This is a genomic window from Gordonia namibiensis NBRC 108229, assembly GCF_000298235.1.
In the GTDB taxonomy this organism is placed as follows: Bacteria; Actinomycetota; Actinomycetes; order Mycobacteriales; family Mycobacteriaceae; genus Gordonia; species Gordonia namibiensis.
Genome location: NZ_BAHE01000014.1, coordinates 74,123 through 87,846 on the forward strand (window position 1 = coordinate 74,123; position 13,724 = coordinate 87,846).

Genomic DNA, 13,724 nt, shown 5'->3' on the forward strand with positions numbered 1-13,724 from the left:
CCCCTAGCTCAATCGTCTCGGTCCGGTGTCCCGCCTGTCGGGCACCGGGCCGACTCGTATCTGGGCGTTGAGCACCGCGGCGCCGTCGACCGACACCAGGATCGGATCGCAGAGCACCTCGCGCACCTCGGGGATGTCGTCGACGAGTGTGGAGATCCGTAGCAACAGGTCGACGAGCGCCTCCTTGTCGGCCGGTTCCTCACCCCGATAGCCGGAGAGGAGCGGCGCCGAGCGCGGCTCGTCGATCAGCTCACGGGCGTCGAGTTCGGTGAGCGGGACCGCCCGGTAGCCATGGTCGCCGAGCAGGTCGAAGGTCCGCCCCGACAACCCGAACGAGATCACCGACCCGAACGACTGGTCGTCGCGGACACGGATGACCGTGCCCACGCCCTTCGGGGCCATCTTCTGCACGTGCAGAACGTGGTCGCCGGTGAGTTCGCTCAGCTCGGCGAACGCGTTGACGACCGCGGTCGCGTCGGGCAGGTCGAGCCGGGCGCCCTCGCGGTCGAGTCGACCCCGCCATTTGGGCGAGGTGGCCTTCACCGCCACCGGGAAGCCGAGTTCGCGCGCCGCCGCCGACGCCTCGTGCATCGTCCTGACCTCGCGGAACGGGACGACCGAGATTCCGTACCAGCGCAGCAGTTTCGCCGAGTCCACCTGGTCGAGGAGCCGGTCCGACGACCGGCCGTTCGTGTCCATCGCCTCGCGCACGTACATGCGGGCCGCCTCGGGGTCGGTGCCCTCGGCACGATGGACCACCGACTCCGGCCGCAACCTCCACTTCGCGTACTGCCAGGCACGGGCCAACGACGCCGCGGCGCGCTCCGGGCTGGCATACGACGGGATGGACCCGCGTTCGGGCATCCCGTTCGGCCCGGGCCTCGTGAGACCCGGGGGGATGCCGTCGACGGCGAGGAACGTCGTGACGATCGGCTTCTCGCCGTCCGCACCCGGCGTGTTGGCCGCCGCCATGAGCGCGCGGGCGTGCCAGTCGGCGTCCACGGCCACCGGCGGCACGAAGACGACGATGATCGCGTCCACGCCGGTGTCGGTCATGGCCGCGGAGACGGCGTCTTCGAACAGTTCCTCCGACGCTCCCGCACCGAGGTCGATGTTGTCGACCACCTCGAGGCCACCGGTCCGTGCCTGGTCGGCGGCGAGGCTGCCCAACACCGACGAGTTGCCGATGATCCGTACCCTCGGTCCGCGCGGTAGCGGCTGGTAGGCGAACAGTGCCGCGCAGTCGAACAGTTCGGGGATCGTCTCGACCTGGATGACACCGGCCTGTTCGAGCATCATGCGCGCGATCTGGTCGTCGAAGTTGGCCGTCGACCGGGCCGCCCGGACCGGGCTCATGGCCCCCGCGCCCGACTTCACCGCGACGATCGGTTTGGCCCGCGACACCCGCCGCGAGATGCGGGAGAACTTGCGCGGGTTACCGAAACTCTCGAGGTAGAGCAGGATCACGTCGGTCGAGGAGTCGCTGTCCCAGTACTGCAGCAGGTCGTTGCCCGAGACGTCGGCGCGGTTGCCCGCGGAGACGAAGGTCGACAACCCGATCTGTCGCCGCGCCGCGGTGTCGAGGATCGCGATGCCCAGCGCACCGGACTGGCAGAAGAAGCCCACCCGGCCGGCCGCCGGGATCCGCGGCGCAAGTGTCGCGTTGAGCGCTATCCCGGCATCGTTGTTGGCCACGCCCAGTGCGTTCGGGCCGACGAGCCGCATGCCGTGTTCCCGGACCTGTGCGACGAGGCGACGCTCGTTCTCCAGGCCCTCCTCCTCGCCGGAGTCACCGAAACCGGCCGACACGATGACCAGCGTCCGCACACCCTTCACCAGACAGTCGTCGAGGACGTCGTCGACCCGGGACGCCGGGACCGCGACCACCGCGAGGTCCACCGGGTCCGGGATGTCACGGACCGTCTCGTAGGCGCGGATACCGCGGACCGACGGCGGGCGTTCGCGGGTCCGCTTCCGGTTCGAGGTCGTCGTCGTGCGGCCGAGTCGCTGGGCGTCGCGACCGGGCTCCTCCTCGACGCGGGCCGGTCCGTTCACCGGGAAGACCGGGCCGGTGAATCCGCCGGCGATGATGTTGGCCAGCAGCGCATTGCCGACCTTGTTCGGGTCGGTCGAGGCGCCGATGACCGCGACCGAGGTGGGGCGCAGCAGGTTCGCGACGCTGCGGGCCTCCGATGCGTTCTCGCGGGCGTTGCGTACCGACAGGAGCGCCTCGGTCGGGTCGATGAGGAACTCCACATGCACCGTCGAGCCGTCGAAGCTGCGGGCGAGTTGGTAGCCGGCGTCGCGGAACACGGCGACCATGTTCGGGTTCTCGCTGAGCACCTCGGCCTCGAAGCGGGTGAAACCGTTCTCGGCCGCGGCGCCGGCGAGGTGTTCGAGGAGGATCGGTCCGAGACCGCGTCCCTGGTGTTCGTCGGCGACGACGAAGGCGACCTCGGCTGATTCCGGCTTGCCGTCGAAGGCGAGTCCCTCGTAGATGCCGACAGCGATGATCTCGCCGCCGAGCACCGCCACGATCGCCACGCGCTGTTGATGGTCGACGGTCGTCATCCGCGCGACCTCGCGGGGCGGCAGCGTCGGCGTCGGACCGAAGTACCGCATGTAGCGGGTGCGTTCGGAGAGCTTGGAATGGAAGGCGACGATCCGTTCGGCGTCGTCGGGGACGATCGGACGCAGGTGCACGACCCCGCCGTCGGAGGCCAGCACGTCGGCGATCCAATGCCGCGGATAATCCCAAGCGCCACGAGGTTCGGGCTGATCGGCCAGTGTTTCAGGGGCAGTCTGGGTTTGCTCTGGGGTGGACGACACGTCCTGATCAGTCACGGGGATCCTCCGGGTCGAGACCGTGCAGAGGGTACACCGCGCGGCGGGTCGCGAGGATTGCGCGATCGGTCTGTCGCTGTGCTGTTGCACTCACCCCCTCGAAGGGCTCCTGACCCGCATCGCCGTCCCACGGCTGATAGTCGACGTCGCCGCCGTCGCCCATCACCCCGACCGGCGGCCGCGCATAGTCGGAGTGCACCTGGGTGGAGATCTGTTCGGCTGTGGCACACCAGGATTCGTCGATCGTCGTGGCGGGGTCAATCTCCCGGCCGAGGGCGACGCCGAGCAGGTGGGTCCAGCTGCGGGGTACCACGTTGACGACGCCGTAGCCACCGCCGCCGACCGCGATCCACCGTCCCTCACAGTACTTGTCGGCAAGATCACGCATCGCGATCATCGCCGCACGTTGACCCTCGACGGTCAGCGAGAGGTCCGTGAGCGGATCGGCGCGATGACTGTCGGCGCCGCACTGGCTGACGATGATCTGTGGTTTGAACTCGGCGACGAGCGACGGCACGACGGCGTGGAAAGCCCGCAGCCACAGGCGATCCTCGGTGTTGGGCATGAGGGCGAGGTTGACCGCACTCCCCTGCGCATCGCCGTCGCCGACCTCGGTCGGCCAGCCCGTCCCCGGCCACAGCGTCGCAGGATGCTGGTGCAGCGAGACCGTCATGACGCGCGGGTCCGCCGCGAACTCCACCTGGACACCGTCGCCGTGGTGGGCGTCGACGTCGATGTAGGCGATCCGGTCGAAGCCCTTGTCCAAGAGATAGCGGATCGCGATCGCGCAGTCGTTGTAGATACAGAACCCCGCGGCCCGGGCCTTCATCGCGTGGTGCATGCCGCCGCCGATGTTGACCGCGCGGGTCGCGGCACCGGACGCGACGGTCTGGGCGGCGGCGAGGGTGCCGCCGACGAGGAGACGGGCGGCCTCGTGCATCCCGGCGAACACGGGGTTGTCGGCATCGCCCAGTCCGAAGAGTCGCTCGAGCAGCGGTCCCGACAGCGATGCGGTCCCGGAACCGACGGCACGGACGGCGTCGATGTAGTCGCGGGTGTGCACCACGGTGAGGGCGTCATCGTCGATGGCCTGGGGCGGCACGGTCTCGACGTCGTCGAGCACCCCGAGGCTCTGGGCGAGGGTCATCGTGAGCGCGAGCCTCACGGGATTCATCGGGTGGGTGTGGGCCCACCGGTAGGACAGGAAGTCCTCGCTCCAGATGACGGCCGTCGTGGAAGTGTCGGTCACAGGTTCAGGCTAGTGGTTCAGCTCGCGGGCGGGTGCACGATGTCGGTTCGGCCACATGTGGGTACGGTCGGGGTCGTCGTCAGGGTCCGCGAGCGCGTGAGAGGGCTGTCACCGTGGGCGAACAGGGTAATCTTGGCGGGGACGAAAGGGATTGGGCACAGTGAACGATCTGGTTGACACCACCGAGATGTATCTGCGGACGATCTACGACCTCGAAGAAGAGGGGATCGTGCCGCTGCGGGCACGTATCGCCGAGCGCCTGGACCAAAGCGGCCCGACCGTCTCCCAGACCGTCGCCCGGATGGAGCGCGACGGACTCCTGCGCGTCGCCGGTGACCGCCATCTCGAACTGACCGAGCGCGGCCGTTCGCTGGCTGTCGCGGTCATGCGCAAGCACCGCCTGGCCGAGCGACTCCTGGTCGACGTCATCGGCATGCCCTGGGATCAGGTCCACGAGGAGGCCTGCCGCTGGGAGCACGTGATGAGCGAGAACGTCGAGCGCCGTCTGCTCGCCGTGCTGGAGTACCCGACGACCTCGCCGTACGGCAACCCGATCCCGGGCCTGGATCTGCTCGGTGTCGAGGTGCCCTCGGCCGATGACGGGGCCACCCGGATCGCGGATCTGCCCGCGGGCGACACCGTGGCGGTCATCGTGCGGCGGCTGTCCGAGCACGCCCAGTCGGATGTGGGTCTCATCTCGCATCTGCGGGAGGCCGGTGTGGTTCCGAACGCCCGCGTGACGGTGACCAACGTCGCCGGCACCATCACGATCAACACGCCCGGACACGAGGGCCTCGAGCTCTCCGCCGACATGGCGCATTCGGTCTTCGTCGAGAAGGTCGTCGAAAAAGTCTGACGCAGTAATCGTCTGACGCAGTGGGTTTCCAGAGATCACCCGGCCGCGCGCCGGGTGATCTCTGGCATCTGGACCCCGAGTTCCCGGGCTGTCCCGTACGAGCCGTCGATCATCTCCCACAGCATCGTCGGCCGTACGCCGGCCCGGAGAGCGGTGTCGAGGAGGCCGGCCAACTTCGCGTCCGCGTCGGATTCGAGAGCGACGTCGAGGGCGACGCCGGCGTACGCCCCTTCCCCGCCGATGTAGTGCAGGTGCGCGAGCAGGGTCGCGGCGGCGGCCCGTCCCGGTCCGGAGAGGCGCCGCGTCAGTTCCCGCCAGACCGACTCGGCGTCGTCTCGTAGGTCGGTGACGGCGAGCGCGAGTGCGGCGTCGCGGACCGGAGGGCGCCGGATGGCCTGTTCCAGCACGGCGACCTCCGCGCAGTCCAGCGGTCCCCCGCCGTCGGCGACCACCCCTGTCAGCAGGTTCAGCAACACCGGGTCGGACATCGCCGGGACATCGACCCGGCACGCCTCGCAGTACGAGCAGCGTCGTGCGTCGCTGCACTCGCCGGGAAGGGGTTCGAGCATGGCCCGCATCTCCGACCGGCGCGGCAGGATGCGTCGACCCGACTTCACCGCCTCGGCTATGGCGGTCGGGCAGGTCTGCGGATCGTCGATGACGCCCTCGCGGTCGTCGAGGACGTCGACCGACCACGCCTGTCCGTCGGGACACCAGATCACCGACCATGCCGCGCCGGGATCGAAGGCGGACAGGGCGAATCCGGTGGCGACACCCCCGATCGCGTCGAAGTGGCGGTCGGCGATCGCGAGTACCCGTCGATATCGGGGATCGTCGGCCGGATAGCGGTCGTCGGCGATGATCGCCACGACCTCGTCGGCGCCGTAGGAGTGGGTGATCGCCCCGAGGCCCGCGAGCACGGTGGACAGCTCGGAGGTCGGTGCGCCGGTGTCGTCGAGGGCGAGATCGTGGCGCATGGTGGCCGAGATCCCCCGGTCGGATGCGAAGGCGACCACGATGATCGAACGCTCCGGGATGAAGCCGAGCAACGCCGGGATCGCTGTCAGCAGCGTCGTCGGATCGATGGGGTCACGGACGGGTCGGGAGGACGCGAAGGCGGGCATGGGAGAAGCATCGGCCGCGGAACGCCATCCCGACTGTGTGCGCGATGACCTGTGGACAACTGCCGCAGGCCGTCCACAGGTCGCGACCTCGTCAGCCGAAGGCGGCGGAGACCGCCTTTGCGAACAGCTCGTCGAGCGCCGCCGAATCCTCGACGGGCACCGGACCTGCTGCAGGCCAACGATATTCGGCGTACACGCGCACCCCGTCGCGCTCGCCGATCAGGGCGAGGGAGCTGGTGGTGACCGGTGCGGTGCCACCGCCGGTGACGATGGTGCGACGGATGGTCGCGGTGTCGACACCGTCGCGGGCGGGCGGGGCGGGCAGGACCTCGGTCGTGACCGTCGACGACGCCCCGAAGGTGGTCGTCGTCAGTTCCGGACACTTCTCGGCACGCTTCACGACGTCGGTGAGCGGGGTGTCGACATGCGCGACGACGGTGGTCAGGGTCGAGCGTTCCGCGGTGCCCGGGCCGAGGAAGGCGACGGCGCCGTCGGCGGAGACCGGGGCGGGTGCGCATTCGGGCGGCGAGACCTCGGTGTTCTCCTTCTGCCCCGGCGCCGGACCACCGGTCACGTCGGCCAGGGCGTTGCCCACCGCCTGGGGTGGGATCGGGCTCGCCGGACCGCCCGGGAAGTCCGACGCCGCCACCGACCTCGACGAGAGGTCGGGATCCGCCGGCTCGGCGTCTCCCACGATCGAACACGCCGAGAGCACACCACCCGCGAGAACGGCGCAGGCAGCGGCCAGTACGAGCACGGGCAGGCGGCGTCCGGAGGACGTAGGTGGTGCAGCGGTTGCCGGGGTCACAGCGATCTACTGTGCCACCGCAGGCGTCCGCTCACGCAGGTGACACACCCGAGGAGGGAATCCCTGACGCGACGATGTCGTTACATATTCGGTGTTCCGCCGGACGCCGGTGCCAACCGCGACCGAAGGTGCGAGACAATGAGACATATGACGAGAATCCGGCCGTGCTGTATCACGGCCGCCACGTACAAGGAGGGATGACGTGGACGAGCAACCCGCGCGGAACGACGCGCTGTACGAACTCGCCTTTCCCGCTCCGCAGGTCACCCGCGCCGATGGCACGGGCCCGGTTCTGATCCATGCCCTCGAAGGGTTCGCCGACGCCGGCCACGCCGTCGCGCTCGCAGCCGCCCATCTCCGGGACAGCCTGGAATCGGAACTGGTCGCGACGTTCTCGTCCGACGAGCTGATGGACTACCGCTCCCGCCGCCCGACGATCTCGTTCAGCGGTGAGACCTTCACCGAGGTCGAGATGCCGGCCCTGACCCTGCACGCGATCCGCGACAACTCGGGCAAGGGTTTCCTGCTGCTGGCCGGCGCCGAACCGGATCTGCGGTGGGAGCAGTTCGTCGACGCGGTGCGCCGCCTGTCCGATCGGCTGGGCGTCACCGACGTCATCGGGCTCAACGCGATCCCGATGGCCGTGCCGCACACGCGTCCACCATCGATCACCGCGCACGGCAGCGATCCCGACGCGCTCGGCGACCTCCCCCGCTGGGGTTCGGCGATGAAGCTGCCCGCGAGCGCCTCGATGTTGCTGGAGCTGCGGATGGGTGAACACGACTACCGGGCCTCCGGCCTGTCGGTCCACGTGCCCCACTACCTGGCGCAGACCAACTACCCGGCGGCCTCCGCGCGGCTGCTGTCCGCAGTCGCCGAGCTGGCCGGTCTCGACCTGCCGCTGGCCGCGCTCGAGAGCGCCGCGGAGAAGGTGCGCGCCCAGGTCGACACCGAGGTCGAGGGCAACTCCGAGATCGAGTCGGTCGTCGCCGCACTCGAGACCCAGTACGACACCTTCACCCAGGCCGCCGAGGAGCGCGCGTCGCTGCTCGCCGCCGAGGAGTCGCTGCCCAGCGGGGACGAACTTGGCGCCGAACTCGAGCGGTTCCTCGCCGAGCAGGCAGCCGAGCAGACCTCGAAGGACGACGAGCCCGGAGACGAGGGACCGCAATCGTCGATCTGACCGCGAGCCCGACGGCCCTGGTACCGGTCGACGACGAGGACCAGGCGCTCGACACGTACACACAGTGGTGGACCGATCGTGGCCTCGACCTGTACGAACACCAGGAAGAGGCCCTGCTCGAGCTGCTCGCCGGCAGCCACGTCATCCTGGCTACCCCGACCGGTTCGGGGAAGTCGCTCGTGGCCGCCGGCGCACTGTATTTCGCGCGCTGCCGCGGCGAACGGGCCTTCTACACCGCGCCGATCAAGGCGCTCGTGAGCGAGAAGTTCTTCGAACTGTGCGGCATGTTCGGCGCCGATCAGGTCGGCCTGCTGACCGGCGACGCGTCGGTCAACCCGGATGCGCCGATCGTCTGCGCCACCGCCGAGATCGTCGCGAACCTCGCCCTCGCGGCGGGTGGTGACAGCGACATCGGCACGCTGGTCGCCGACGAGTTCCACTACTACGGCGAACCCGACCGCGGCTGGGCCTGGCAGGTCCCGCTCATCGAGCTGCCGTCCACGCAGTTCCTGCTGATGTCGGCGACACTCGGCGACGTCTCGTTCTTCGTCGACGACCTCGCGCGCCGCACCGGGCGGGACACGGTCGAGGTCACCGGCGCCCAACGGCCCGTGCCGCTCGTCCACGACTATGCGATGACCCCGATCCACGAGACGATCGCCGACCTCGTCGACCGTGGACGCGCGCCGATCTACGTCGTGCACTTCACCCAGGCCGCCGCGGTCGAACGCGCCCAGGCACTGCTGAGCGTGAAGATCTGCGACAAGGACGAGAAGGCCGCGATCGCCGAGGCGATCGGCGACTTCCGGTTCTCCACCGGCTTCGGCAACACCCTGTCGAAGCTCCTGCGTTCAGGCATCGGCGTCCACCACGCCGGGATGCTCCCCCGCTACCGTCGCCTCGTCGAACGTCTTGCGCAGCAAGGACTTCTGAAGGTGATCGCCGGTACCGACACCCTCGGCGTGGGCATCAACGTGCCGATCCGCACGGTGCTGTTCGCCGGGTTGAGCAAGTACGACGGCCGCCGCGTCCGGCGCCTGCGGGCGCGTGAGTTCCATCAGATCGCGGGCCGCGCCGGCCGGGCCGGCTTCGACACCGTCGGCTATGTGGTCGCCCAGGCGCCCGAGCACGACGTGGAGAACGCCCGCGCCGTCGCCAAGGCCGGCGACGATCCGAAGAAGCTGCGGAAGCTGGTGCGCCGCAAGCCTCCCGAGGGTTTCGTTTCGTGGGGCGAGAAGACCTTCACCCAGCTGATCGACGCCCCCGACGAGCCGCTGCGGTCGCATTTCCAGATGACCACCGCGATGCTGCTCGAGGTACTCGGCCGGCCCGGTGACTGTTTCGCCGCCATCCGGCACCTCCTCGAGGACAACCACGAACCGCGCGATCGGCAGCTGCGCCACATCAAACACACCATCGAGCTCTATCGCGGCCTGCGCGACGCCGGGATCGTCGTACAGCTCGACGAACCCGACGAGACCGGTCGGCACATCGCCCTCAGCGTGGACATGCCGGAGAACTTCGCGCTGACCAACCCGCTGTCGGCGTTCGCGATGGCCACGTTCGAGATCCTCGACCCCAAATCCTCCACGTACGCCCTCGATGTCATCTCGATCCTCGAGTCCACGCTGGAGAACCCGCGGCCGTTGCTGCTCGCCCAGCGCAAGGTCGCCCGCGACGCGGCGATCGCCGAGATGAAGGCCGACGGCATCGAGTACGAGGAACGGATGACGCGGCTGGAGGACATCACCTGGCCGCAGCCGCTGTTCGAGGAGATCTTCGGAGCCTTCGAGATCTACCGGCGCGGCCACCCCTGGGTGGCGTCGTTCCCGCCCAACCCGAAGTCGGTGCTGCGCGAGATGCTGGAGAAGGCGATGACCTTCACCGAGCTGATCTCCGCCTATGGTCTCGCCCGCAGCGAGGGCGTGGTGCTGCGCTACCTGTCCGACTGCTATCGGGTTCTGCGCCAAGGCGTTCCGACCAGTGCGGTGACGCCGGAGATCGAGCAGATCGTGGCCGACCTCGGCACCATGGTCCGCGAGGTCGACTCGAGCCTCGTCGACGAGTGGGAGGCGCTCGCCGCCCAGGCCGCGGAGGCCTGATCACTCACACCGGCGTGACCGCGCCGGTGTCGGCGACGATCTCCGAGATGATCGTCGCGAGCTCTCGATACGCATCGTCGTGGCGCGCGGACCGGCGGAAGACGACCCCGATCTGACGCCCCGGCCGCGGCGAGGCGAAGGTGGCGATCGCCAGGTCTCCCGAAGCCGTCTCCGAGGCGACCGCGGTCTGCGGGATGAGGGTCACCCCGAGCCCGCCGACGACGCAGTGCACGGCCGTCGTCAGCGACGCCGCGCGCGTCTGTCCCAGGTCGGGCCGGACCCCGGCAAGCGCACACACCTCCAGCGCCTGGTCACGCAGACAGTGCCCCTCGTCGAGAAGCAGCAACGGCAGGTCGGCCAGTGCGCTCGGGTCCACCCGCCGCTTGCCGGCGAGGGCGTGCCCGGCCGGCAGGGCGAGGACGAAATCCTCACGGTAGAGCGGAACCTCGGCGATACCGGGGACGTCGAGCGGCAGCGCCAGGAGTGCCACGTCGAGGGTGCCGCCCCGCAGCTGTTCGACGAGCCGCCCGGTCTGCTCCTCGACGACACGGGGCCGGAGGTCCGGCAGCTTGTCGGCGAGTCCGCGGAGCACCGCGGGCAGCACGTAGGGCGCGACCGTCGGGATGACGCCCAGCCGGATGGCACCGTGCAGCGGCTGGCCGGCACCCGCGGCCGCGGCGGTGAACTCGTCGACGGCATCGACGGCTGCCATCGCTCGCGGCAGCAATTCCTCGCCGTCCTGGGTCAGCAGGACCCGGCGGGTCGTCCGCTCGACGAGTGTCACGCCGAGACCCGTCTCGAGCGCCGAGAGGGCCTGGGACAGCGACGGCTGACTCACTCCCAGGTCCGCCGCGGCAGACCCGAAGTGCCTGCGCTGGGCGAGGGCCACGAACGCGCGCAGGCCGGCGATGGTGGGCTGATAAGTTTTATCGGGCATGGTTATCAGTGTAGTGCTACTAATCACGTTTCGCTTTTGCCGATTTTCCGGCACGATAGTACTCGTACGTCGCGAAAGTCTTTCGCGCGCAATTTCGGTACACCCCCTCAGCTGAAGGAGCGATACATGGCCCTGCTCACCATCGGTGACCAGTTCCCCGCCTACAACCTCACCGCCGTGATCGGTGGCGACCTCAGCAAGGTCAACGCCCAGCAGCCCGACGACTACTTCACCACCGTCACCTCCGACGACCACCCCGGTCAGTGGCGCGTCGTCTTCTTCTGGCCGAAGGACTTCACCTTCGTGTGCCCGACGGAGATCGCCGCCTTCGGCAAGCTGAACGACGAGTTCGCCGATCGTGACACCCAGGTGCTCGGCGCCTCGGTCGACAACGAGTTCGTCCACTTCCAGTGGCGTGCACAGCACGAGGACCTGAAGACCCTGCCGTTCCCGATGATGAGTGACCTCAAGCGCGAGCTGGCCACCGCCGCAGGCGTTCTCAACACCGACGGTGTCGCCGACCGCGCCACCTTCATCATCGACCCGAACAACGAGATCCAGTTCGTGTCGGTCACCGCCGGCTCCGTGGGCCGCAACGTCGACGAGGTCCTGCGCGTCCTCGACGCCCTGCAGTCCGACGAGCTGTGTGCCTGCAACTGGAAGAAGGGTGACCCGACGATCAACGCCGGTGAGCTCATGTCCTCGGGCGTCTAGAGAAGGAGATCAAGATGAGCATCGACAATCTCAAGGAAGCACTTCCGGAGTACGCGAAGGACCTCAAGCTCAACCTCGGTTCGATCAGCCGCACCACCGCGCTGAACGAGGAGCAGCTGTGGGGCACCCTGCTGTCGACCGCAGCCGCCACCAAGAGTGCCAAGGTGCTCTCCGAGATCGCCGACGAGGCCGCTGACAACCTGTCGGCCGAGGCCTACAACGCCGCACTCGGTGCCGCGTCGATCATGGGTATGAACAACGTGTTCTACCGCGGTCGCGGTTTCCTCGACGGCAAGTACGACGACCTGCGTCCCGGTCTGCGGATGAACATCATCGGCAATCCCGGTGTCGACAAGGCCGCGTTCGAGCTGTGGTCGTTCGCCGTGTCCTCGATCAACGGCTGTGGCCACTGCGTCGCCGCCCACGAGAACACCCTGCGTGAGGCCGGCGTCGAGCGCGAGGCCATCCTCGAGGCCCTCAAGGTCGCCTCGATCGTGGCCGGCGTGGCCCAGGCCATCGCGACCACCGAGGTGCTCGCGAACGCCTGATCGGCAACACATACGACGAAGCCCGGCTGCCATTCGGCAGCCGGGCTTCGTCGTGTTCGGGGTGTTCGGCCCGTCAGCTGAGCGCGGCGCGGATGCGGTCGGCCATCTCGCCGACCTCGTCGGTCGTCATGACGAACGACGGTGAGATCTGCAGCGCACCCTGCCCGGCGGCACGGGTGCTGACGCCGTGCTCGCGCAGCTTAAGGACCGCGGCCGGCGCGGTGGCCGGGTCGGCGAGCTGAACCGCGGTGACGGCACCGAGGCCGGTGCGCACCTCGGCGACCGTGTCGAGGTCGGCCAGTGGGGCCAGCGCCGTCGCGAGGTCGCCCTCGAGGCGCGAGGCCTCGGCGAGCAGGTTCTCCCGGCGGATGATCTCCAGGTTGGCCAGCGCGGCGGCCGCGGCGGCGGCGTGACCGCCGTAGGTGTAACCGTGGCGCCACCAGACACCTCCGGCGAAGAACGGCTCGGCGACGCGCGGGGCGATGAACACCGCACCCATCGGCACGTAGCCGGAGGTGAGGCCCTTGGCGGTGGTGATCATGTCGGGCTGGAGGTCGAAGCGCGCCGAGGCGAACCACGAGTCGCCGCCGATACGGCCGAAGCCGGTGACGACCTCATCGACGACGAACAGGATGTCGTGATCGCGGCAGATGGCGCGGACCTCGTCGAGGTATCCGGCCGGCGGCAGGTAGATGCCACCGGCGCCGATGATCGGCTCGCAGAAGAACGCGGCGATGTTCTCCGCGCCGACCCGCTCGATCAGACCGAGCAGGCTCTTCGCGTCGTCCCAGTCGACGTTCTGCACGTCGTGCATGAGCTCGCCGTAGCCGTCGTGGTTGAGCGGGATGCCCGCCAGCGACGTACCCGCGGCATGCATGCCGTGGTAGGCCTTGGTCCGGCTGACGACGACGCGCTTGGCGGGTTTGCCCTGCTCCACCCAGTAGCGGCGGGCCAGCTTGACCGCGGTGTCGACCGAGTCGCTGCCGCCCGAGGTGAAGAAGATCTTCGACCCGGGCACCGGCGCGATCGCGGCCAGCTCGTCGGCGAGCTGCAGCGTGACGTCGCTCGCGATGTCACCGAAGTTCGAGTAGTGCGCGATCGTGCCGAGCTGACGCGACACCGCGTCGGCGATCTCGGTGCGGCCGTGGCCCACGTTGGTGAACCAGAGACCGGCGGTCGCGTCGATGTATTCCTTGCCGTCGCGGTCCCAGATACGGGTCCCCTCGCCCTTGGTCACGACGAAGGGTCCACTCGCGGTCACCGCACCCATGTCGGCGAAGCCGTGCCACAGAGCACCAGAAGTTTCAGACATGCCCACCATGATGCCGGGCGAGGTGACCGCTCCCCGCATCGACCCAT

The 13,724-nt window shown here is 69.0% G+C and carries 11 protein-coding genes; 5 read left to right on the plus strand and 6 right to left on the minus strand.

The window, feature by feature from the left end; translation table 11 throughout:
* Positions 1-3: 3 nt before the first annotated feature.
* Positions 4-2,829 (minus strand): bifunctional acetate--CoA ligase family protein/GNAT family N-acetyltransferase, encoded by a 2,826-nt coding sequence (locus GONAM_RS08945; RefSeq protein ID WP_051992517.1) that lies wholly within the window; start codon positions 2,827-2,829, stop codon positions 4-6.
* Between the two features lie 7 nt (positions 2,830-2,836).
* Positions 2,837-4,093, minus strand: coding sequence for an acetoin utilization protein AcuC (locus GONAM_RS08950; RefSeq protein WP_006866431.1), 1,257 nt, complete (start codon positions 4,091-4,093; stop codon positions 2,837-2,839).
* A 160-nt stretch (positions 4,094-4,253) separates the two neighbouring features.
* Between GONAM_RS08950 and GONAM_RS08955 the strand changes: the two genes are divergently transcribed.
* Positions 4,254-4,949 (plus strand): iron-dependent transcriptional repressor DtxR, encoded by a 696-nt coding sequence (locus tag GONAM_RS08955; RefSeq protein ID WP_006866432.1) that lies wholly within the window; start codon positions 4,254-4,256, stop codon positions 4,947-4,949.
* Positions 4,950-4,984: 35 nt separating this feature from the next.
* On the opposite strand, the gene GONAM_RS08960 is transcribed toward GONAM_RS08955, so the two are convergent.
* Positions 4,985-6,073 carry a DUF4192 domain-containing protein gene (locus GONAM_RS08960; protein ID WP_006866433.1) on the minus strand — a complete coding sequence of 363 codons (1,089 nt, stop codon included), beginning with the start codon at positions 6,071-6,073 and terminating at the stop codon, positions 4,985-4,987.
* 91 nt (positions 6,074-6,164) lie between these two features.
* Positions 6,165-6,830: a hypothetical protein gene (locus GONAM_RS08965; RefSeq protein WP_040535864.1), complete on the minus strand. Its 666-nt coding sequence runs from the start codon at positions 6,828-6,830 to the stop codon at positions 6,165-6,167.
* Between the two features lie 253 nt (positions 6,831-7,083).
* Here GONAM_RS08965 and GONAM_RS08970 point away from each other — a divergent pair, with 253 nt between their 5' ends.
* Both GONAM_RS08970 and GONAM_RS08975 read left to right on the plus strand, forming a co-directional pair.
* Positions 7,084-8,064, plus strand: coding sequence for a proteasome assembly chaperone family protein (locus GONAM_RS08970; RefSeq protein WP_006866435.1), 981 nt, complete (start codon positions 7,084-7,086; stop codon positions 8,062-8,064).
* Positions 8,061-10,166, plus strand: a complete 2,106-nt coding sequence (locus GONAM_RS08975; RefSeq protein WP_083876396.1) for a DEAD/DEAH box helicase — start codon at positions 8,061-8,063, stop codon at positions 10,164-10,166. The genes GONAM_RS08970 and GONAM_RS08975 overlap by 4 nt, the downstream gene beginning before the upstream one ends.
* A gap of 4 nt (positions 10,167-10,170) precedes the next feature.
* On the opposite strand, the gene GONAM_RS08980 is transcribed toward GONAM_RS08975, so the two are convergent.
* Positions 10,171-11,103 (minus strand): hydrogen peroxide-inducible genes activator, encoded by a 933-nt coding sequence (locus GONAM_RS08980; protein ID WP_006866437.1) that lies wholly within the window; start codon positions 11,101-11,103, stop codon positions 10,171-10,173.
* Between the two features lie 126 nt (positions 11,104-11,229).
* Here GONAM_RS08980 and GONAM_RS08985 point away from each other — a divergent pair, with 126 nt between their 5' ends.
* The gene (locus GONAM_RS08985; protein ID WP_006866438.1) at positions 11,230-11,817 is read left to right on the plus strand and encodes a peroxiredoxin; all 588 of its coding nucleotides are present in this window, start codon (positions 11,230-11,232) and stop codon (positions 11,815-11,817) included.
* 14 nt (positions 11,818-11,831) lie between these two features.
* Complete coding sequence (locus GONAM_RS08990; RefSeq protein ID WP_006866439.1) at positions 11,832-12,365, plus strand: alkyl hydroperoxide reductase; 534 nt, start codon at positions 11,832-11,834, stop codon at positions 12,363-12,365.
* A 73-nt stretch (positions 12,366-12,438) separates the two neighbouring features.
* On the opposite strand, the gene GONAM_RS08995 is transcribed toward GONAM_RS08990, so the two are convergent.
* Positions 12,439-13,716 (minus strand): aminotransferase family protein, encoded by a 1,278-nt coding sequence (locus GONAM_RS08995; protein WP_040535867.1) that lies wholly within the window; start codon positions 13,714-13,716, stop codon positions 12,439-12,441.
* Between the last annotated feature and the right edge of the window lie 8 nt (positions 13,717-13,724).

Coding starts and splice junctions, on each gene's coding strand:
- GONAM_RS08960 (WP_006866433.1), bottom strand. CDS start 6,073: ATGCCCGCCTTCGCGTCCTCCCGACCCGTCCGTGACCCCATCGATCCG.
- GONAM_RS08995 (WP_040535867.1), bottom strand. CDS start 13,716: ATGCGGGGAGCGGTCACCTCGCCCGGCATCATGGTGGGCATGTCTGAA.
- GONAM_RS08980 (WP_006866437.1), bottom strand. CDS start 11,103: ATGCCCGATAAAACTTATCAGCCCACCATCGCCGGCCTGCGCGCGTTC.
- GONAM_RS08990 (WP_006866439.1), top strand. CDS start 11,832: ATGAGCATCGACAATCTCAAGGAAGCACTTCCGGAGTACGCGAAGGAC.
- GONAM_RS08985 (WP_006866438.1), top strand. CDS start 11,230: ATGGCCCTGCTCACCATCGGTGACCAGTTCCCCGCCTACAACCTCACC.